This window comes from Pseudomonas sp. ZY71, assembly GCF_036542145.1.
In the GTDB taxonomy this organism is placed as follows: domain Bacteria; phylum Pseudomonadota; class Gammaproteobacteria; order Pseudomonadales; family Pseudomonadaceae; genus Aquipseudomonas; species Aquipseudomonas koreensis_A.
Window position 1 is genome coordinate 3903095 of sequence record NZ_CP144274.1, and the last position, 20062, is coordinate 3923156.

General features: G+C 57.8%; 18 protein-coding genes. 10 read left to right on the plus strand and 8 right to left on the minus strand.

Annotation, left to right across the window (positions count from 1 at the left end):
• Window positions 1-22: 22 nt before the first annotated feature.
• Window positions 23-949, minus strand: a complete 927-nt coding sequence (locus VY732_RS17375) for a Gfo/Idh/MocA family protein (protein WP_331691293.1) — start codon at window positions 947-949, stop codon at window positions 23-25.
• Window positions 950-1137: 188 nt separating this feature from the next.
• Here VY732_RS17375 and VY732_RS17380 point away from each other — a divergent pair, with 188 nt between their 5' ends.
• Together VY732_RS17380 and VY732_RS17385 are read left to right on the plus strand one after the other, a co-directional pair.
• Window positions 1138-2187 carry an NAD(P)-dependent alcohol dehydrogenase gene (locus VY732_RS17380; protein WP_331691294.1) on the plus strand — a complete coding sequence of 350 codons (1050 nt, stop codon included), beginning with the start codon at window positions 1138-1140 and terminating at the stop codon, window positions 2185-2187.
• Window positions 2188-2310: 123 nt separating this feature from the next.
• Window positions 2311-3006: a tRNA (adenine(22)-N(1))-methyltransferase gene (locus VY732_RS17385; RefSeq protein ID WP_302471966.1), complete on the plus strand. Its 696-nt coding sequence runs from the start codon at window positions 2311-2313 to the stop codon at window positions 3004-3006.
• 351 nt (window positions 3007-3357) lie between these two features.
• On the opposite strand, the gene VY732_RS17390 is transcribed toward VY732_RS17385, so the two are convergent.
• The 5 genes from VY732_RS17390 to VY732_RS17410 form a co-directional block, all read right to left on the minus strand.
• Entirely contained in the window at window positions 3358-3621 is a 264-nt protein-coding gene (locus VY732_RS17390; protein ID WP_011333757.1) for a PAAR domain-containing protein, read from the minus strand.
• Window positions 3622-3713: 92 nt separating this feature from the next.
• Window positions 3714-4055, minus strand: coding sequence for an immunity protein Imm33 domain-containing protein (locus VY732_RS17395; protein ID WP_116029673.1), 342 nt, complete (start codon window positions 4053-4055; stop codon window positions 3714-3716).
• 3 nt (window positions 4056-4058) lie between these two features.
• Window positions 4059-8747: an RHS repeat-associated core domain-containing protein gene (locus tag VY732_RS17400; RefSeq protein WP_331691295.1), complete on the minus strand. Its 4689-nt coding sequence runs from the start codon at window positions 8745-8747 to the stop codon at window positions 4059-4061.
• Window positions 8744-11650 (minus strand): type VI secretion system Vgr family protein, encoded by a 2907-nt coding sequence (locus tag VY732_RS17405; protein WP_331691296.1) that lies wholly within the window; start codon window positions 11648-11650, stop codon window positions 8744-8746. The genes VY732_RS17400 and VY732_RS17405 overlap by 4 nt, the downstream gene beginning before the upstream one ends.
• A 127-nt stretch (window positions 11651-11777) precedes the next feature.
• Window positions 11778-12293 (minus strand): Hcp family type VI secretion system effector, encoded by a 516-nt coding sequence (locus VY732_RS17410; protein WP_127646759.1) that lies wholly within the window; start codon window positions 12291-12293, stop codon window positions 11778-11780.
• Between the two features lie 433 nt (window positions 12294-12726).
• Between VY732_RS17410 and VY732_RS17415 the strand changes: the two genes are divergently transcribed.
• The 6 genes from VY732_RS17415 (at window position 12727) to VY732_RS17440 (ending at window position 16513) form a co-directional block, all read left to right on the plus strand.
• Entirely contained in the window at window positions 12727-12942 is a 216-nt protein-coding gene (locus VY732_RS17415; protein WP_016987787.1) for a tautomerase family protein, read from the plus strand.
• Window positions 12939-13595 carry a DsbA family oxidoreductase gene (locus VY732_RS17420; protein ID WP_077572473.1) on the plus strand — a complete coding sequence of 219 codons (657 nt, stop codon included), beginning with the start codon at window positions 12939-12941 and terminating at the stop codon, window positions 13593-13595. The genes VY732_RS17415 and VY732_RS17420 overlap by 4 nt, the downstream gene beginning before the upstream one ends.
• Window positions 13596-13644: 49 nt before the next feature.
• Window positions 13645-14355 carry an SDR family NAD(P)-dependent oxidoreductase gene (locus VY732_RS17425; RefSeq protein WP_331691297.1) on the plus strand — a complete coding sequence of 237 codons (711 nt, stop codon included), beginning with the start codon at window positions 13645-13647 and terminating at the stop codon, window positions 14353-14355.
• A 93-nt stretch (window positions 14356-14448) separates the two neighbouring features.
• Entirely contained in the window at window positions 14449-15372 is a 924-nt protein-coding gene (locus tag VY732_RS17430; RefSeq protein WP_331691298.1) for a LysR family transcriptional regulator, read from the plus strand.
• A 143-nt stretch (window positions 15373-15515) separates the two neighbouring features.
• Window positions 15516-15779 (plus strand): hypothetical protein, encoded by a 264-nt coding sequence (locus tag VY732_RS17435; protein WP_007916021.1) that lies wholly within the window; start codon window positions 15516-15518, stop codon window positions 15777-15779.
• The gene (locus VY732_RS17440; RefSeq protein ID WP_331691299.1) at window positions 15776-16513 is read left to right on the plus strand and encodes a Fic family protein; all 738 of its coding nucleotides are present in this window, start codon (window positions 15776-15778) and stop codon (window positions 16511-16513) included. Before VY732_RS17435 ends, VY732_RS17440 begins: the two co-directional genes overlap by 4 nt.
• Window positions 16514-16613: 100 nt before the next feature.
• Here VY732_RS17440 and ycaC read toward each other — a convergent pair whose 3' ends face one another.
• Together ycaC and VY732_RS17450 are read right to left on the minus strand one after the other, a co-directional pair.
• Complete coding sequence (gene ycaC, locus VY732_RS17445; RefSeq protein WP_007916011.1) at window positions 16614-17246, minus strand: isochorismate family cysteine hydrolase YcaC; 633 nt, start codon at window positions 17244-17246, stop codon at window positions 16614-16616.
• A 128-nt stretch (window positions 17247-17374) separates the two neighbouring features.
• Window positions 17375-17965, minus strand: a complete 591-nt coding sequence (locus tag VY732_RS17450) for a TetR family transcriptional regulator (RefSeq protein WP_331691300.1) — start codon at window positions 17963-17965, stop codon at window positions 17375-17377.
• Window positions 17966-18106: 141 nt separating this feature from the next.
• Between VY732_RS17450 and VY732_RS17455 the strand changes: the two genes are divergently transcribed.
• Both VY732_RS17455 and VY732_RS17460 read left to right on the plus strand, forming a co-directional pair.
• Window positions 18107-19207 carry an alkene reductase gene (locus VY732_RS17455; RefSeq protein ID WP_331691301.1) on the plus strand — a complete coding sequence of 367 codons (1101 nt, stop codon included), beginning with the start codon at window positions 18107-18109 and terminating at the stop codon, window positions 19205-19207.
• Window positions 19208-19278: 71 nt separating this feature from the next.
• On the plus strand, window positions 19279-20061 hold the full coding sequence (locus tag VY732_RS17460; RefSeq protein WP_331691302.1) for an SDR family NAD(P)-dependent oxidoreductase: 783 nt from the start codon (window positions 19279-19281) through the stop codon (window positions 20059-20061).
• The last annotated feature ends 1 nt before the right edge of the window (window position 20062 follow it).

Genomic DNA, 20062 nt, shown 5'->3' on the forward strand with positions numbered 1-20062 from the left:
ACCGGTTACGTTGCCCGCCGCACTAATCGTAAAACGCCTCAACCAACACCCGACTGCCGACAAAGAAACTGTCCGCCACCAAGCGCAACGGCTGCACATCCAGGTCACTGGCCTTGTCGCCAATCAACTGCTGAAAATGCCGATACACCGCTGCGTACTCACCCTCCTCCGACACCGCCTGGCGCACACCGTCAATGCTCAACAGCGCACCACCGTTATCCAGGCGCAACACGCCTTCAGCGCAACGAACTTCGACACTCCATAGCTCATCATGGCCATGGTCAAAGTCGAACTCCGCACGCACATCGAGTTGATGCGCATCAGCCATTTTGATCGACGCAGCGATTGGCGACTGGCAGTTGTTCGGTACGCGCAGCTCAGCCGATTCGACAAACAGCGGCAGCTTCAGCAGATGGGTGACGATCGACAAGGCATTGATGCCCGGATCAAATACGCCGAGACCGCCGGGTTGCCATATCCAGGTCTGACCGGGGTGCCATTTGCGCACGTCTTCTTTCCAGTCGATCTGCACGCTTTGCAGCGTTCGCGAGGCAAGCCAGTCGCGAGCCGCTTCGATACCGGGCGCATAGCGTGAATGCCAGGCATACAAGGCGCTGACGCCCTGCTCTGCTGCCTGATCAACCAAGGCCAATGCCTCACCCAAAGTGGCACACGGTGGTTTTTCCACCAGCACGTGTTTGCCGGCGGCCAGCGCTTGCTGCACCAGCGCAAAACGACCTTGCGGCGGCGTGCAGAAGGCAATCGCGTCAACCTGCGGGCCGTTTTCCAGCAGCTCGCTCAGCGAACGGAAATTTTCGACACCGGGGCAAGGCTGGCCCTGGGTGGCGACGGAGACCAACTGGAAAGCGGGATTGGCGAGGATTGCCGGGACGTGTTGATCCTGGGCGATCTTGCCGTAGCCCACCAGACCGAGACGGATTGGTTGCATCAATGACTCCTGTTTTGATTTTGTTGTCGTCAGTGAACCGGGAGATTACCTGCAAACGCCACGAGCGTCTGTCCGCGCAATGTCACAACAACGCACAGGATCAGGCAAGGATCGCACAGGAATGCACTAGTGCCCGCAGCGCTGAAAAAGAAACAATGCCTTACGACAAACCGATCGAGGATGTTCCCATGCTTGTACAAGCCTACGGCGCCCACGCGGGCGACAAACCCCTTGAGCCGATGCAGATCAACCGCCGCGCGCCGGCCGCCCATGATGTGCAGATCGACATCGCGTTCTGTGGCATCTGCCATTCCGACCTGCACCAGGTACGCGCCGAATGGGCCGGGACACAATTTCCTTGCGTACCGGGACACGAAATCGTCGGTCGCGTGTCGGCCGTCGGCGCCCATGTTTCGGACTACAAGGTCGGTGATCTGGTCGGCGTCGGTTGCATCGTCGACAGCTGCAAACATTGCGATGACTGCGAAAACGGGCTGGAAAACTACTGCGACGGCATGATCGGCACCTACAACTTCCCGACTCCGGATGCACCGGGCTGGACGCTGGGCGGCTATTCGCAAAACATCGTTGTGCATGAACGCTACGTGTTGCGTATCCGTCATCCTGAAGCGCAACTGGCCGCCGTCGCACCGCTGCTGTGCGCGGGCATCACCACCTACTCGCCGCTGCGTCACTGGAATGCGGGACCGGGCAAGAAAGTCGGCGTGGTTGGCATCGGTGGCCTTGGCCACATGGGCATCAAACTGGCTCACGCTCTGGGTGCCCACGTTGTCGCGTTCACTACCTCTGAATCCAAGCGTGAAGCAGCCAAGGCGCTGGGCGCCGATGAGGTTGTGGTGTCGCGCAACGCGGAAGAAATGGCCGCACACGCCAAGAGTTTCGACCTGATCCTCAACACGGTCGCCGCGCCGCACGATCTCGATGCTTTTCTGGTGCTGCTCAAGCGTGATGGTGCCCTGACGCTGGTCGGTGCGCCGGCCACCTCGCACCCGTCGCCGAACGTGTTCAACCTGATCATGAAGCGCCGCACGATTGCCGGTTCGATGATTGGCGGCATTGCCGAAACTCAGGAAATGCTCGATTTCTGTGCCGAGCACGGCATCGTTTCCGACATCGAACTGATCCGCGCCGACCAGATCAACGATGCCTACGAGCGCATGCTCCAGGGCGATGTGAAATATCGTTTCGTGATCGACAACGCAACGTTGGCTGGCTAAGCCTCAGCGCCCATTGGCCGTTCAGCGCGGCCAATGGGCCATCGAATTCCGTCGCCGGGATTTGACAGGCCCGGCGTTGCTCGCCAGAGTCGCACCCCTTTGCCTGCCATCAAGGGGTTGCCGTTGAACGAACAGACATTGTCCATGCGCCTCGAGCGGGTGGCTGCCCACGTACCTGCCGGTGCGCGACTGGCGGATATCGGCTCGGATCACGGCTATCTGCCGGTGGCGCTGATGCGTCGTGGTTTGATCAGCGCGGCCGTGGCTGGCGAGGTTGCGGCGACGCCGTTCCACGCGGCTGAACGCACTGTGCGCGAAAACGATTTGCAGCAGCACATCTGTGTGCGCAGGGCCGATGGTCTGGCAGCAATCAAACTTGACGACGGCATCACCGCCGTCAGCGTCTGCGGCATGGGCGGTGAAACCATCCGCGACATCCTCGACAGCGGCAAGGCTCACCTCAACGGCCAGGAACGTCTGATCCTGCAACCCAACGGCGGTGAACAACCCTTGCGCCAGTGGCTGATGGAAAACGGCTACCGCATCCTCAGTGAAGAAGTGCTGCGGGAAAACCGCTTCGACTACGAAATCATCGTCGCCGAACGCGCCGAACCGGTGAGCTATTCCGACCAGGAACTGTACTTCGGCCCGCTACAGATGCAGGCACGCAGTCCGGAGTTTCTGGCCAAGTGGCAACGCATACTGAACGAAAAGCAAAAGACCCTCGGTCAGTTCGCCCGGGCGCAGCAGGCTTTGCCCGAGGCGAAGGTACGAGAGATCACGCGACAGGCTGAATGGATCGCGCAGTTGCTGGCTTGAGAAGCCGTGGCCGGCAGGTGCGCATGCGCCAATTCCGCGGGCAGGCTCGCTTCCAGATTCTGGTATTGACCTCACGTCAACACTTCGCCCTTTCGTCCCTGGGCTTTGCTTTTGTCACCGTCACACTTGAACGGGAGTCCAAGTGTGACGGTGACGTGATGCTGCCCTCCCTTGAATTACAGTTGAGGGATAACGTTGTAAATCTCTGGCGGAGAGAGTTCTGAGTTCGCTTGAAAACCCTGACGTCATTGCCTTCCTCCGCAGCCGCTACCGCCCACTGCATTCAAATTACATTTCTTCACTAAGGTCAAACGCCACGCCGCTGGCTCTCCGTCAGCGGCATTACAGCACTCAGCTGACGACCGCACCCTTCGGGCCACTGGCAATCAGCGCAGCGCCACAGGCGGTTTTCATGCCATCGAGCGCGATGGGCGTGCCATCGACGGTGTAGGTGCTGCTGCCCTCGGCAATCGGGAATATCCCTTTGCACAACGGGCAACTGACCTTGTGACCGACACCGGCAATCGGCTTGCCATTGAGGTCAGTCCGGGAGAAGGCTTCGAGGACCTTGCCACCGTGAGTGGTGGAGTCGCCCAAGCGAATGGCGTCTTTCATGTTGTCACTCCTTTGACCAAGCCGCTGATATTCCAATTGATCCACGGGATCAATCAAACGCGAAACCGGTGGTGAACCGGCTTCAATACTCCTTACTCAGCCATCCAGACATCTTCATAGCCGGCTGTATCGATGATGAATTTTGCGCCAGTGGGCAGACAAAGATAATTCACAACCTGAGGCAACATTTCACTCAGGTGGTGAACATGGACAGGCTTGTAGAAGTCATCCGCGTCAGAGAACTCACCACAGTGAATAAACCAGCTGATATTGCCGTCTTCCGGCAATTGAACTCTTGTGCCATAAATCGGCGACTTGCCAAGCGAGTCAATAGCGATCGCGACCATCTCTTCGGGCGGTTGCACAGGCATTCCATACTTGCTACAGATTTCTGTTTGCGCCTGGTCCGGATAAACAGCGTCAGCCTTTTGCATAAATCAGATTCCCAGCTTGGTTTTCATACATTTTGAATACGATGATGCATGCCCACCCTGTTTTTTTGAGCAGACGGGGCAGTGTGACTGCACAGCCAACAACGAGGACTGATGCGTCACATCGTTAGTGCCCGTTCGATAATACTCCACCACCAAGGCATCTTTGTGATCAGCAACCATTTTAGGCGCCACGGTTCCACACACCACACAAGGTAGGCCCTGTACCGAGGCGGTTTGCGCCGTAGTAGGCCCACACGCCGAACTTCGAGCGTAAGGCTTTGTAATGCCAGGTTTTGGAGCAAATTGACTCTTGTCGGGAATACCCAGATTGTTCATCGGAACGGTTTTCCCCGTACCGTCTGGGGTATTCGTCAAGCCTAGAGGGTCAATCCAGCCTGTGGGGTTAGGCGCGTAAGCGTAGGTGTTCAAACCACCTGCATAACCTACCGGGTCCTTGCTTATGAATCGACCGACACCAGGGTCATAGTAGCGATGGCGGTTGTAATGCAGGCCGGTCTCGACATCGTGGTACTGCCCCTGGAAACGTATCGGGTTGGCCAACCCCAACTGCTGTGCTCGAGCGGAACGTTGCTCACGAACCTCTCCCCATGCCTTGTAGTGAGCACTCCAGGCAATCTCACCGTTCTCATCAGTGAGTTCTAATGGTGTCCCCATACGATCGCACTGGTACCAGGCAATCGCATCGAAACTTTGTACAGTCGGTTGGTGATTCCACAAGGGATCGTCGTCGAGCGTGTAGTCGCCAACATAATCGGGCAGTCCTGACAGTTGTATCGAACCGTTGGAAACAGCCTGGGCTACCGGAATGTAAGTGCCTGGCTCAAAAACGTAATGAACCGTTCTCCCCGTTCCGTCATCTGCTTGAGCAGGACTGCTTTCCCACGCCAGGTTATCTCCGTCCCAGCCAAATAACGTAAAACCGCAGCCTAACTCTCTTTGTTTACGAGCATGTTCGTTGTGATTCCACTGAGACCCTGCCTCTGGACGCTCCTTGTAGTGAGCATTGGAGTTTTTGTACAGGCGCCGGCCCAACGCGTCATAAGCGAAATCGACACTCAAACGTGCATCGTCGAAATTCACCATTCGATCAAACAGATCCCAGCGCATACGGCTGTAACTTCCGTTGTGCCATCGCTGGATAAGATTGCCACGCTCGTCGTACTCATAGTGAGTACCGGCGTATTCACGCAGGAGGTTATCGAGCAACTTGCTGCGCGGCGTGTCCTGATCAAGCGGTCTTCGAACCTGCGTAACCGCGTCATCCAACAGATTACTGGCCGGATCGAATGCAAATGTTTCGGTGCCCAGTCGGCTGACGGCACTGATGAGACGGCCAACCGGGTCGTAGCGGTACGCCAATGGGCCCCGTCGAGTGTCGTTAATCTCGGTCAACTGACCCACTGCATCGTACTTATACTCGCGCTTGAGTAGAGTCGATTTGTCGTCAGAGTGCCCCAGCAGTTGCTCCTGAAGCCGCCCAGCCGGGTCCCACTTCTGGGTTTGTAGTAGCCGATTACCTTGATGGCGTGCCACTTCACGGTGCAGATCGTCGCGCTCGTATGCAATCAGATCATGATCGTCCAGTCGTAACCCCAGAAGGTGGCCACTTCCGTAGGTCAACCAGCTCACCTTGTGCCCGTCTGGGCGAACCGTCGCTATGCGTAGATTGAGAACGTCGTATTCATGTTTCCAGACAGCGACAAGAGGCATGTCGAGATCCAGATAGTGCTGGTGTTCACGAATAAGATTGCCGGCAGGATCATGAAACCAGTTCAGGCGACTGTTGCCGTTGCTGGCCATGACCAGACGACCATTTCCGTCATAGGCATACGCTTCACTTTGAGACTCACCGCCCAGATTTGCATGACGATCAGTCAGGCGCCCCATGGAGTCGAAGTTGAACTTGATGACACGCTGGCCATTGAACTTGCTATCCAGGCGCCCGGTTTCAGGATTGTATTGATAGCGAGTCGTGCGTCCGTCGAACCCCCTCTCCTCCAACAAGCGGCCAAGCGGATCGTAGTGAAAGTGGGCGCGTTGTTCGTTCTCGTTCTCCAAGGCAACCAGACGACCCAAACGGTCCCAGCTGTAACGCAGGCTCTGCTCGGCGGCATCTACACGCTCACTGACGAACCCGGCCGCGGTATAACTCCAAGTCGTGCATTGCCCCAATGCATCAACGTGCGCCAGCAGTCGCCCCTCTGCGTCCCGCTCAAAACGCTCTTCCGTTTTGTCAGGATGTTTGATCAGCACCAACTGACCATTTCTGTATTCGTATTCAGTGCTTTGTCCGGCGGCGTCAGTGAAGCAGATCATCTGGCCACGCGCATCGTACGCCCATGCGCTGGCCTTGCCAGAACAGTCAACGTACTTGGTCAGTTGGCCGGCCTCGTTGTATTCGATCGCTTTTTCATTGCCGTTGGCATCTTTGATGGCAATTGGCAGTCCGGCCTTGTTATAGGCGTACTCCGTCTTGTTGCCTAAAGGATCTATCGCCTCAACAAGGTTGCCGCGGTCGTCATACCCTCTTTGCCACTGACCACCTTCTGCGTCACTGATTTTGATCAGTTGATCATGGTCGTCAAACGCGTAGTACTCGACGCTGTCATCCGGGCGGATGTGTTCAACCATGTTCCCGCGGGCGTCGTAGCTGAAGCGATCGGTACTTCCATCTGTATGAACATGACGAACCAGATTTTTGGCGTCGTCACGAAAGAACCATTCAGAGCGCTCATCCGGATGACGGATGCGATAGGTATAGCCAAGGATGTCGTAGTAATGCCAGGTCTCGTTGCCATACGCGTCCGTCACATAGGTCAAACGAATATTGTCATCCCACTCAAGACGCGTATCGAAGCTGCCATCGTCCGCCCATTCCCGAATAGCCTTTGCGTCGGCGCCACGCCCCTGCCATTCGATGTTCATGCCCCGGGCGGTTCGATCGGTATAGCGAGTGATCAAGTGATGCTCGTACTGATACGACCAAGCGGCTCCATTTTCATCCTGGGCCAGAATCAGATTGCCGAAGGTGTCGTATTGATAACTGCACAGTTGACGCTGAGGCACGCCATCCTTGATCTCCCACAAACCGGTGAGACGTCCGTGATCATCAATTAACGTGCCCAGATGCGAAAGCACTTGAGTGACTTCGTCCTGATAAGTCATCAAGTCCGACAGGATCGATTCGTCACCGTGACGATGCTCGTAATGAAGCATGATCCCGGCACCGTTACGAAGTACAACGCCAGCCAACAGATAGCGCCGACCATGACGGACGTAGGTTTCCTTGCGCTCAAAGCCGTGGCATAACAGCAACTGATCTTCTCTGCTGCGGATCAGCGTGACGTTCTCTATAGGGTCATAGTGAAACAGTCCGACCTTGGGGAGTGGGTAGTCGTGGCTTCTGCCATCGGAGCCAAAAAAGACCAGACCCTCTTCTCGGCAATCGAAGCGTGTGCTCAGTTCGGTTACCCAGCGTGCACCCAATGAGCCTTGGTCATAGGCATCCAGTCGAGAGTTATAGGTTCTCGACCACTCGATTGGAAAGGCACCGGGCAGACTGAAGTCGATATGACGAAGTAGCTCTGAGCCCAGCGAAAAACTAATACTGTGGCAGGTCCCCGTACAAGCGACGTTCTTGTTTGGATTGGCTGCACCTTTGGCCGGTGCTTGATGACTGGAGGCCTCTAATCGACCTTCCCCGGCCTTGCGTTGTGCCTTGCTGGTCGCATTGGGTTTGACGCTCGCGCTCTGACCATGCCCACGGCGCTTGCGCCACGTCAAAACAGCACCGCTGAGCATTTGCAATAACCAGCCGATCGAATGACGTGTACCTGGATCCCCCAACTTGCTCAGTTGGGTTTTTATCTCAGGCCCCATGGCTCGCAAGGTTCCGGTATGCGTCAACACCAGCTTCTTGGCTTGATCCGGAAGCAGATTCCTGGCTGCACTGTTGGCGACACCCTTACCTACTGCTTTGTAAGCACTGAAGGCGGCACCAAAAATGTTCCCGATGGCCGCTTTAGGATCACTGAGCAGTTGATTGCCCGCCGTGGTGATTTTCTGACTGGCCGCGCGTGCATCGCCTTTCGCGTCAAGCTTGCCGTTGACGACGGCCTCAAGCCCTTTGGCAATTTCGCTGACCGCGCTTTCGCCCAGTTTTCCAGCGTCAGCGAGTATCCCGGAAAGCTTTCCTTGGGCTTGTTTGACGAAGTCATCAATCGTGCCGACGATGGTTGCATTCAAATGACCGACCAATACTTCAATCATTGAATCGCCCAACAGCATTTTGACGCTGTTGCGCAGTTCCTGACGAACAAGAAACAGGGTCGGACGCAAGCTCATGCGCGCTGCAGCCATCGTGGGAGGCGCGGGCAAGACACCAATCAGGTTGATGCCCAGGCTCACCCAGTCGAGCAGTTCGCGCTGCTTGCTTTTGGTGAGGGTCACGATATCGCCAAGCGCATCAACCAGCGCCATGATGTTGCCGACAACAGGCAGGGCTCCAGCTACACCCTTGATACGATCCAGCGTAACCACATCGCCACTGATAGATCGCAGCCAGGCATCAAATCGAGCCGCACCGCGCCCGACATCCTGCACATCCAGAGTGTTCAACGGTACAACGGCGACCTGTGGTTCACGTTTTTGCGCACCGGCTGCTTCAGTCATGACAGTACTTCTCCGGTCAGGAGGCTTGGAGTTTTAACAACAGATTTCGAAATCGTCGGCGCTGGCAGACTCGGCAATTTGCCCGCCTTGCTCGCCGCTCCAAGAAGACCCGAAGCACTCGGCAACGCCGCACTCGCCAGCTTCGGCAACCCGGCCACCCCGCCCTGCACCACGTCTTTCACCTGCTGCGCCGTTTGCATCGCGCCTTGCGCCGTCTGCATCGCACTCATCCCTGTTTGCGCCATGTCCTTGCCCTTCTCCAACATGTCCCAACTCTTGCTCGGCAACACCTGCGCGACCATCGCCTGCACCTGACTCGGCACGTCTTCGGCACCCGGCGGATTCACCGGCCACTCCGGTTTACCGATGTAACTGCCATCGCTCCACGTATCCGCCGGATCCTTGCCGAACAGCACACGCGCCGGCCCCGGTGCAGCGCCGGCGACGCTGGCGAAACCCTTGCCGTCGAGCTTGCCCTTGATGCTTTTTCCCAGGGCATCGATGACTTCGTAATCGCCCTCTTTGATGCCCTGACGCCCGGCGTATTGGTTGAACAGTTCCAGATTGCCCTTGCCCGGTTTCGGTGGTTCCGGGAATACCCCGGCGAGACTTTTCGCGCCGGTGTAGGCGAAGTTCGCCGCGTGCGCGGTGTACGGGCCGCTGGTGGCGTGGGTGATGCCGCCGGCGTTGTAAGTCGTCGCACTGCCGCCGCCCTGAATCACCAGTTCGGTTTTCGCGGTGATGGTGATGCGGTCGGCGTTGGCGGTGATGTTGAGTTTGGCCAGCAGGTTGATGCTGTCCTTCAGTGCGCGCACGTCGATGTCGCCGGACGCTGCGACCAGCCGCCAGCCCATGCTCTGCACGAACAGGCGCATGCCGCGACTGGCACTGGCCAGCAGGCGTTTGCCGATCGACAGGCTGGTGTGGCCGGTGCTGCTCAGCGCGAGGTGTTCGCCGGTGGCGATGTGGCTGGAACGCGGCGTGGTCAGGGCAATACCGGCAGGGCTGGCGAGGACCAGATGCGGTTCGGTGAATTCGGGGAATTCGTTGGCGGTGAGGTTCGCCGGGCCACTGCCGAGCACGCCTTGATGCTGGGCGTGCAATGCCTTGGCCACGTCGTCCTGATCACCCGCCTCCTGAGCCTGAAGCTCTTTGGCCTGCACCGCAAAACCGTCTTGCTGATCGCTGGCGGTAGCAAGACGTTCAGCGGTTTCCGGCAGATCTTTGTGGTGCTTGGATTCGTTCGGACGCGGCTCAGTGGTGATGAGCAGACCGGCCGCCGCACGCACCGCACCGTGGCGGTCGGTTCTCAACTCAAACCCTTCGCCACGCGGCTGCCCACCGCTCGGGCGTGGATGCGTCAGATAACCGAGGTTGATCGCACTCGCGCCGTGGTCGCTGCGCAACGCGATGCTGATCTCGCTGGTGGTATCGTCGATGCGCAGTTCGTTGGCGCGGCTGCCCTTGTATTCCTTGCTCTTGACCGTGGCCAGGGTCTTGAAATCCGGCAGTTTGTACGGCGGCAGATTGGCGCCGTGGTACAGGCAACCGGTGATCAGCGGCTGATCGGGATCGCCTTCCAGAAAGGTGATCAACACCTCCATGCCGACCCGTGGAATATTGATCGAGCCAAAGGTTTCGGCCGCCCAGCTCGACGCGACGCGCATCCAGCAACTGGTCATGTCGTCGTGCTTGCCTTCGCGGTCCCAGAAGAACTGCACCTTCACCCGGCCGTACTGGTCGCAGTAGATCTCTTCACCTTCAGGGCCGCAGACCACCGCGCTTTGCGTGCCGAGGACTTTCGGTTTCGGGTGATCGAGCGGCGGACGGTACGGCACGTCCCACGGGATCGCGCTGAAGCGGTTGCGGTAGCCCTGGTGAAAATCATCTTTGTTGTCGGTGGTGTCGCTGGTCACCGACTCTTCCAGCACTTGCGGTTGCTTGCCTTCGTGGAAGATTTCGGTGAGCAGCCACAAGTCATTCCAGGTCGGGTTGGCGTGGTCGGTCAGGGCGAGGAAATGCCCGCTGACCAGAATCGGCTGATCGCTATTACCCTCGGCCAGACGGTAGTCGCTGCGATGGCGTTCCAGCGCGCGATTGGCCAAGTGTTTGCCACGCTCGCGATCGACGAAACGGCCCGGGTAATCGTAGTCTTCGAGGTCTGGCTGAGCCGAACTCTTGGCGTCGCTTTCCAGCTCGATCTTCGGTTTGACGAAGTCGTAATCGCGGCGCGTGGTGCGGCTGGTGCGGGTGACCAGACGCAGGCCGAAACGCTTGACCACCGGTTTGTCGGCGACCAGTCCGGAGTCCTGCTGATAGGCCACTGGCGCGAGTTTCGGGAACACCGTCTGGTCATCGCCGAAAGTCAGTTTGTGGCCGCTGGACGTGTGCTGGAAGTGGTAGTGAATGCCCTCCTCCTCGCACAAGCGCTGGATGAAATCCAGGTCCGACTCGTCGTACTGCACGCAGTAAATCCGTTCCGGATAAATCGCGCTGAGCTGGAAGTGGTAATCGCTGGCAAGGATGCCGTGTTCTTCCAGCACCTGGATGATGATCTGCTGCACCGTCATCTGCTGGAAGATGCGCTGGTTGACCCGGTGCGCGAGGTAGGCCAGTTGCGGGCGCAGGGAAATCTTGTAGCGCGTCAGGCGCTTGCCCGCCTCGCCCTGGGCGATGCTGTAGACCAGCCCGTGAATCCCCGTGCCGCTCGGCGACAGCTGCAGAAACGCCAGTTTGTGCAGCACGCTTTCGAGGTTGATCGAGGCCTTTTCACTGACCAGTTCCAGCTCGAATTCGAATGGCGTGTTGAGGGCCTCACGACCGGTAAACGACAGCACCTGGAAATCGCTGTCGATGCCATCGACGGTCAGATTGAAATGAGGCTGGTTGGCCGGTGAGAACATTCCCTTGTCCCTCGCGCAGTGCTGCGATGCGCAACAGCCCGCTGTGGGGCTATTGGCAAAAATTCTTTAGAAGTGAGTGCGCCCCAACCGGTCATGCCGGTCGGGGCGGTACAACCATCAGCCGTAATTAAACGACTGGAGCACGCCAGTCATCGGAACCCGAAGTACCGGAGACTTCGTGGGTCCAGGTGATTTTACGGTAGGTGAACTGCACTTCTTCCAGGTGGGTGAAGTGCGCGTTGCCTGGGTCCTGGCAGTTGTGCATTTTGTTGTTGATGGCGACGATGATCGCGTCTTCCAGTTTGGTGGTGTAGTAGTGCTCTTGGGTGCCTTGAGCAGAAGTACGGAACCACTGGATAACGATTTCGCTCATGCGCTCGCCGGAGGTCAGAGCGGCTTGCAGCAGAGGCGAAGCCTTGTCGTAGACCTTGGTGATCACAACTGGCTTGTGCACGCGCTGACCGGTTGGCTGACCGGATTGCGGGTCACGCGGGATGATCACGTCGTGGGTGAAAGCCTGCACCATGACCTGGTCTTCATGACCTTCCTGAAAGGTGTTGCCAACGGAGTCGGCGGTGAATGCGCCGGCAGTGATCAGACCTTGTTTTTCGCCGGTAACCGACATGTACGCTGGTGTTGCCATGGGGATGCTCTCCTTGCTTAAAACACACAACCGACAGGCACCATTGCCTGTCCGGGCAGGCTTGAGCTATCAAACTCCATGCCAGCTATCACAAAACCATTATTCTTCAACGCCTTAAACAAACAGCCCGTACGCCGACCTTTGAATAAACGAGATTAAACAAATAAAAGTGCGCAACTTTTTGCGCAGTGGTGTGCAAGAAGTTGCGCACTTGTCTGAAAGCCTCGGTTCATAAGGCCTGCACAGACTTTCCCGGATGAAAACAGGCCAGGTACTGCGCAACTTCTTGCGCACTTCACCGCACGCAGCCATTTGATACACCACATCACAAATGATGTACCTCAAAGCCTATTTATCAATCTTGCGTGGCTTCTTAAAGTTCACTCCAACAGCGGCCCATCATCCTGACGGGCTTGCCAGTGGAGCGATCCCCATGCCTTTTATCAGCGTACGTATCACCCGTGACGGCGTGACCCGGGAACAGAAAGCCCAGGTCATCAAGGAAATCACCGAAACGATGCAGCGGGTGCTGCACAAGGATCCGAAACTCACCCACATCGTGATCGAGGAAGTCGACACCGATAACTGGGGTTATGCCGGCATCACCACCACCGAATATCGCCAACAGTTGGCGGACTCGCAGTCATGAGCCGGGCAGTGAAAATCGATTTCGTCTCGGATGTCGTTTGCCCCTGGTGCGCGTTGGGCGCTACCGCTCTGGAGCAAGCGATCAAGAATCTGGCGGGCGAAGTCGATGTGGAACTGACCTACAAACCGTTCGAACTGAACCCTGACATGCCCGCCGAAGGTGAACACGCCATCGAGCACATGATGCGCAAATACGGGCGCAGTGCCGAGCAAGTGGCGGATCGCAACGCGATGATTATCGAGCGCGGCGAGCAGATCGGCTTTCACTTCGACCTGGAAAAACGCAGCCATTTCCACAACACCTTCGATGCCCATCGATTGCTGTTCTGGGCCGCTACACAAGGACGTCAGCGTGAGTTGAAGCAAGCCTTGCTCAAGGCCTACTTCACTGACGGCATGAACCCGAATGACCACGCCACGCTGGTGACACTGGCAGAAGCAGTCGGGCTCGATGGCCCGCGTGCGCAAGAGGTGCTGGCCAACGCAGAGTTCAGCCAGGCCGTGCGCGAACTTGAACGGTTTTATCAGCAGCGCGGCATCGATTCGGTTCCGGCCATGGTGATCGACGACAAACAGGTCATCCCCGGTTCCCAGTCCGTCGCTTATTACCAGCAAGCGTTACGTCAAGCTGCGCAGATTGCGGCTCACGCCTGACACCCGAACTTCGTTTTTTCAAACCATTCAGATTGCATGAGGAAACATCATGAGCACGTCCAACAAAGTTGTAGTGATTACCGGCGCCTCGCAAGGCATTGGCGCAGGTCTGGTCAAGGGATTCCGTGAACGCGGCTATCAGGTTGTCGCGACCTCGCGCTCGATCAAACCGTCCACCGACCCGGATATTCTCGCCGTCGCCGGTGACATCGCCGACCCACAGACCGCCGAGCGCGTGATCCGCGAAGCCGTTGCACGCTTCGGCCGTATCGACACGCTGGTCAATAACGCCGGGATATTCGTCGCCAAGCCTTTCACCGAATACAGCCAGGCAGACTACGCACAAGTGGTGGCAACCAACATGAGCGGCTTCTTCCACATCTCGCAATTGGCGATTGCCGAGATGGAAAAAAACGCCAGTGGCCATATCGTCAGCGTCACCACCAGTCTGGTCGATCACGCGATTGACGGCGTACCGTCGGTGCTTGCGTCGCTGACCAAGGGCGGCATCAACGCGGCGACCAAATCGCTGGCCATCGAATATGCCAAGCGCGGCATTCGGGTCAACGCGGTGTCGCCGGGCATCATCAAAACGCCGATGCACGGCGAAGAGACGCACGCCGCCCTCGGCAGCCTGCACCCGGTCGGGCATATGGGTGAGATCGACGACATCGTGCAAGCGATCCTTTACCTGGACAGTGCGAAGTTCGTGACCGGCGAAATCCTCCATGTCGACGGTGGTCAAAGCGCTGGCCATTGATACCTCCCCGCAGCGCCGCCGGTGTGTACCGGCGGTGCCGCTTCATGAGATAAGCCTGAGAATGAACCGTCAGTTGATCCTCGGTGTACTCACATGAAGCGCCACTTTGAAGACTTGCAGTTAGGCAGCATCGAACTCTTTTGCCTCGCCGCTGAAGCCGGCAGTTTCACCGCCGCCGCGCAGCTCGCGGGTGTGACGCCGGCCGCGGTGAGCCGGTCGATTCTGCGTCTGGAACAGCGCTTGGGTTCGCGCTTGTTTGCCCGCACCACGCGCAGCATTCGTTTGACCGAGGCCGGTAGAAACTTTTTCGTCCAGTGCAGCCAGGCGCTGACGCAACTGGTCGAAGCGCAACAAGAAGTCATGGGCGCACAGTCGTCACCTTCAGGGCTGTTGCGCATCAGCCTGCCCACCACTTACGGGCATCACCGTATCCTGCCGCTGTTGCCGAAATTCCGCGCGCTCTATCCCGACGTCACTGTCGACATCCACTTGGGCAACCGCAATATCGACTTCGTCGGCGAAGGCTACGATCTGGCGATCCGCGTGCGCGCCCAACCGGATTCGACCATGGTCGCGCGGCTGCTGGAGGATGCCAAACTGGTGGTTGTCGCCTCGCCCGATTATTTGAAAAAGGCTGGCACACCGCAGACGCTGGAGGATCTGGTGCAACACGAATGCATTCAGTTCGAACTGCCCAGCAGCGGACGGCGGATCTCCTGGCTGTTCCAGGAAAACGGCGATGATCGGGAAGTGATTTCCGAGGGGGGCTACTCCTGCTCAGACGATGTGCTCGGCGGCGTCACGCTGGCCAAACACGGCGCGGGGGTCTTCCAGACGTACAAGTTCATTGTCGAAAAGGAGCTGGCCGACGGCAACCTCGTTGAGGTGCTACAGCCTTACGCCGGGCGCTCGCGCCCTTACACCTTGCTCTACCCGCACGGCCGGTATGTGCCGCAACGGGTACGGGCGTTTGTTGATTTTCTGTTGCAGTTTCGTGATGAGTGGGCGCAGGTGTAACGCTGAACAAGGAATAAATCGGTTGAAAGGCGTTTCGTAGCCAACCCGAACAACGCGATGTTCTTGCTGACAACCGGGGGCTACTGGAAAATTTATAGAGCCGGCGCCATGCTATGCTCTGAGGGAGAAAACGAGGGTTTCAAATGACTAGTCCAGCCACTGGCGGCGTTGCGAATGAAGTCCGCAAACTCGCCCAAAAGCATAAGGTTACCGCTGAGCGTGACAGCATGAGCTGCATGGCCGCGACCATTACTCGCCTGGCAGGTGATGCTGTCGAGCTGGATGGCATTGAGCAATTGCTCGTCAATCTCAAGCGTAAAGGTGTTCTCAACAAAGCAGAAATCATGGCCCTGCAAGGGCGCTATCTCCAGGAAAAAAGGCGTTGCAAGAGGCAACTTAGCGCATGACTTTTGACCCCTTCGGCGATTTCGAGACTGAAGGTTATCTTCAAAACTCGCTCAAACTGAAAGACCCTCTTGAAGTCAAAGAGTCTGAGCACCTCTCCTTCGAAGCCAGTATCGAAGATGCCCTTGCTTATCTCGCCAAGAAAAAAACCATCGACTACAAAGCTGTGCTCAAGACCCACGAAATCCTGTTCTCCGGTTTTTATCCGTGGGCAGGAAAAGACAGAAATGAACTGGTCCCCCACCTAGCAGTATTCAAAGGGTCGAAAGATGATCCGCATCACACGATATTCGAACGTCCTGACTTGATCAAAAGATCCGTCGAATACGCCTTCGAACTCGCAGCAAACAAAAAACGTTTTCGTCAGCGCCCCGGCGAAGTAATGGGCCAGTTGGCGTCCGCCCACCCGTTTCTGGATGGCAATGGCCGCACAATCCTGCTCATCTACATGGAGTTGTGCTATCGGACCCGGTTCGCCATCGACTGGTCAAAAACCAACAAAGACGACTACCTGCGAGCACTCGCCGACGAAATCCGAGACCCTTTCACAGGCCATCTGGATGGTTATCTGGCCCCCTTCGTCATCGACATCTCCAGCCGCGATGAATGGCCCGCAATGATTGGCGGGATAAAGGGGCTGGACGGGCTGGACAAGGAAGGGATTACGTATGAAAGCCTGGATGATCCTGAGGTCCAGCGACTTTATAAAGCGTATCGAGCAACGCCTCTTGAATGATCCGCGCTCCCCGTGGTGTCGCTGTTGAATTGCGGGTCTGACTTCGCGATGAACAAAAAGCCTGCTTTTCAGGGCAGGCTTTTCGTTTGGTCGCGTCGGCTTACTTCTGCTGAGCAGTCAGCGCCGAGTAGCTGTTCATCAGGTTGCGGTAGTTGGGAATCCGCTGCGACAGCAAATTACCCAGCCCTTCAATGTCGTTGCGCCAGTCGCGGTGCAGCTCACACGCCACCGAGAACCAGTTCATCATCTGCGCACCAGCCTGAGTCATGCGGCTCCATGCGGCTTGTTGCACGGTGGTGTTGAAGGTGCCGGACGCATCAGTCACCACAAACACATCAAACCCTTCCGCCAGCGCCGACAAGGTCGGGAACGCTACGCAAACATCCGTTACCACACCGGCAATGATGATCTGCTTGCGCCCGGTGGCCTTGATCGCTTTCACAAAGTCTTCGTTGTCCCAGGCGTTGATCTGACCTGGACGAGCGATGTACGGCGCGTCCGGGAACATCTCTTTCAGTTCCGGTACCAGCGGGCCGTTCGGGCCTTGTTCGAAACTGGTGGTGAGGATGGTCGGCAGTTCGAAGAACTTGGCCAGATCGGCCAGGGCCAGCACGTTGTTCTTGAATTCGTTGGGCGAGAAGTCCTGCACCAGAGAAATCAGGCCGGTCTGGTGATCAACCAGCAGCACGATGGCGTCGTCTTTGTTCAGGCGGTTGTAGGTTGGAGTGGTCATGGTCTGCGTCCCTTTTGAGTTTTTGAAGTTGTTGTTGCGTTCAAGTTGGGTACAGATTACTGACGCACAGGGACGGGATAAATCGGCTGAAAAGCGTTTCACCGTCAACTCAAAAAGGACAATACCGATCAACCACTTTTACTGTCGGTAGAAACCGACAGTGAAGCGGTCATTTCAGCGTGACACACCGCGAGTATTTCATCGGCCAGCGCTGAATCATCCGGACAGGCCCGAGACAAGATAATCGCACCAACCGCCCGCGCCAGCATGTCGATCATTTTCACTCGCCCCTCACCAGACGCCGCGTCGGGCCCTGTCGGGTACTTGTCGCCAAGCGTCTGCAGCGTGCGCTCGATGCCGTCGGCAAATGCCGTTTTCACGTCGTCAGACTGGCGCGCAGCGTCGCCGCACAAAGCGGCCATGGTGCAGCCGCTGCCCCGCCCGTCCCGGTGTTCTTTCGACACATAAGCGTCGATGAAGCCCTGAACATCGAGCATTTCGGCACTGGCCAACGAGCGCGCAAGGCTGTTGGCCGAGGCTTCGGACATCAGGTCGGCCTTCGAGCCGAAGTGCTTGTAGAAACCGCCATGGGTGAATCCGGCCGCCGCCATCAGGTCCGCGACGCCAACACCGTCGAAACCGCGCTCACGAAACAACACCGAAGCGGTCTCGACGATGTGCTCGCGGTTTGCCTGCGCCTGGGCTTTGGTGACTCTCACGTGCAATACCTCCGCTGAAAAATCATGCGCAGATGATACATAGATGTCAGCCATAATCAAAACCGTTGACAGTTTAGATTTCGATCATCATCCTAATTACAGAAGTTATCGCTGCTCACTCACAGGCACGGATCAACCCCCATGACCGATCAAAATCTGTTCACGCCGTACACACTTGGCTCCCTGACGCTGGCGAATCGAATCGTTCTCGCACCGCTGACCCGTAATCGAGCGGGCGAAGGCTTCGTGCCCAGTGAATTCGCGGCCACCTATTACAGTCAGCGCGCCTCCGCTGGCCTGCTGATCTCCGAGGCCACGCAGATCTCCCGACAGGGCCAGGGCTATCAGGACACCCCGGGGATTTACACGCAGGCGCAGATCGATGGCTGGCGCAAGGTCACCGCTGCGGTGCACGAAAAAGGCGCGAAGATCTTCCTGCAACTGTGGCATGTCGGTCGCGTTTCACACGTTGATCTTCAAGAAAACGGCGCCGCACCTGTCGCCCCCTCGGCGATACGCCCGGCGACCAAAGTGTTCGTCAACAACCGCTTTGAAGACGTTTCCGCGCCACGAGCACTGGACATCAGTGAACTTCCGGGGATCGTCAACGATTTCCGCCAGGCAGCGGTCAACGCTATCGCCGCTGGGTTCGATGGTGTGGAAATCCACGGTGCCAACGGCTATTTGCTCGATCAATTCATCAAGGACGGCGCCAACTTGCGCACTGATGCCTACGGCGGCTCGATTGAACATCGTGCGCGCTTGTTGCTGGAGGTGACGGCAGCGGTCGTCGCCGAGATCGGCGCAGATCGCACCGGCATTCGCCTCTCGCCGGTGTCGCCGGCCAATGGGGTGTCGAGCAGCGACCCGCAAGGGCAATTCGAGTACATCGTCGAGCAACTCGATGCGCTGGGCATCGTTTATCTGCACGTGGTCGAAGGCGCAACCGGCGGGCCGCGCGATGTCGCGCCGTTCGATTTCGGCGCTCTGCGCCAGCGATTCAAAAACACCTACATCGCCAACAACGGCTACGACCTCGAGCTGGCGAACGCGCGGATTGCCGAGGACCACGCCGATCTGATCGCCTTCGGTCGCCCGTTCATTGGCAATCCCGATCTGGTCGAGCGCCTGGCGGCCGGTGCGCCGTTGGCCGGTTTTAATCCCGCGACCCTGTATGGCGGCGGCGCAGAAGGCTACATCGACTACCCGACCCTGGCGGAATGGAGCGCTGCTGCCCAGTAAGCCGAGCCCCAGCGCATTTACTGCTTCATGCATCAATCCCTAATCGATGTTTTTGACAAAGAGATGACCCTATGAACGCCCACCCTACTGTTCTTATCACTGGCGCCTCCACCGGCATCGGCGCGGTTTACGCCGAACGTTTCGCCCAACGCGGGCATGATCTGGTGCTGGTCGCCCGCGATATTGAGCGCCTGGAAACACTCGCCGCGAAACTGCGCAGCGAACACAGCGTTGCCGTCGATGTGCTTCAGGCCGACCTGACCCAACTCAGCGATCTGGCCACCGTCGAAACGCGCCTGCGCGACGATGCGCGCATTGGCATCCTCGTCAATAACGCGGGTGCCGCGCAGTCGGGCAACTTCATCGAGCAGAGCACCGACAAAGTGGCCAATCTGGTCGCCCTCAACACCACGGCACTGGTGCGGCTCGCCAGTGCCATCGCTCCCCGTCTGGCGAAGGCCGGTGACGGCGCCATTATCAACATCGGCTCGGTGGTCGGTCTGGCGCCGGAGTTCGGCATGTCGGTGTACGGCGCAACCAAAGCGTTTGTCCTGTTTCTGTCTCAGGGGTTGAGCCTGGAACTGTCGCCACTGGGCGTCTACGTGCAAGCCGTACTGCCGGCCGCGACGCGTACCGAGATCTGGGATCGCGCGGGCATCGACATCAACACCTTGAGCGAGATCATGGAAGTCAGCGACCTGGTCGATGCGGCGCTGGTCGGTTTCGATCGTCGCGAGCCGGTGACCATTCCGCCGCTGCATGAAGGTGAGCGCTGGGATGCCTTGCAGACCGCGCGGCAGGGCCTGCTGGCACAGATCCGCCAGTCGGCAGTCGCCCAGCGCTATCTGGCGTGAG

Bases quoted from the DNA above. Each gene is read 5' to 3' on its own strand.
- VY732_RS17420 (WP_077572473.1), top strand. From the start codon at position 12,939: ATGAGCCGGGCAGTGAAAATCGATTTCGTCTCGGATGTCGTTTGCCCC.
- VY732_RS17430 (WP_331691298.1), top strand. From the start codon at position 14,449: ATGAAGCGCCACTTTGAAGACTTGCAGTTAGGCAGCATCGAACTCTTT.
- ycaC (WP_007916011.1), bottom strand. From the start codon at position 17,246: ATGACCACTCCAACCTACAACCGCCTGAACAAAGACGACGCCATCGTG.
- VY732_RS17375 (WP_331691293.1), bottom strand. From the start codon at position 949: ATGCAACCAATCCGTCTCGGTCTGGTGGGCTACGGCAAGATCGCCCAG.
- VY732_RS17425 (WP_331691297.1), top strand. From the start codon at position 13,645: ATGAGCACGTCCAACAAAGTTGTAGTGATTACCGGCGCCTCGCAAGGC.
- VY732_RS17410 (WP_127646759.1), bottom strand. From the start codon at position 12,293: ATGGCAACACCAGCGTACATGTCGGTTACCGGCGAAAAACAAGGTCTG.
- VY732_RS17380 (WP_331691294.1), top strand. From the start codon at position 1,138: ATGCTTGTACAAGCCTACGGCGCCCACGCGGGCGACAAACCCCTTGAG.
- VY732_RS17455 (WP_331691301.1), top strand. From the start codon at position 18,107: ATGACCGATCAAAATCTGTTCACGCCGTACACACTTGGCTCCCTGACG.
- VY732_RS17395 (WP_116029673.1), bottom strand. From the start codon at position 4,055: ATGCAAAAGGCTGACGCTGTTTATCCGGACCAGGCGCAAACAGAAATC.
- VY732_RS17415 (WP_016987787.1), top strand. From the start codon at position 12,727: ATGCCTTTTATCAGCGTACGTATCACCCGTGACGGCGTGACCCGGGAA.
- VY732_RS17435 (WP_007916021.1), top strand. From the start codon at position 15,516: ATGACTAGTCCAGCCACTGGCGGCGTTGCGAATGAAGTCCGCAAACTC.
- VY732_RS17390 (WP_011333757.1), bottom strand. From the start codon at position 3,621: ATGAAAGACGCCATTCGCTTGGGCGACTCCACCACTCACGGTGGCAAG.
- VY732_RS17400 (WP_331691295.1), bottom strand. From the start codon at position 8,747: ATGACTGAAGCAGCCGGTGCGCAAAAACGTGAACCACAGGTCGCCGTT.
- VY732_RS17405 (WP_331691296.1), bottom strand. From the start codon at position 11,650: ATGTTCTCACCGGCCAACCAGCCTCATTTCAATCTGACCGTCGATGGC.
- VY732_RS17440 (WP_331691299.1), top strand. From the start codon at position 15,776: ATGACTTTTGACCCCTTCGGCGATTTCGAGACTGAAGGTTATCTTCAA.
- VY732_RS17460 (WP_331691302.1), top strand. From the start codon at position 19,279: ATGAACGCCCACCCTACTGTTCTTATCACTGGCGCCTCCACCGGCATC.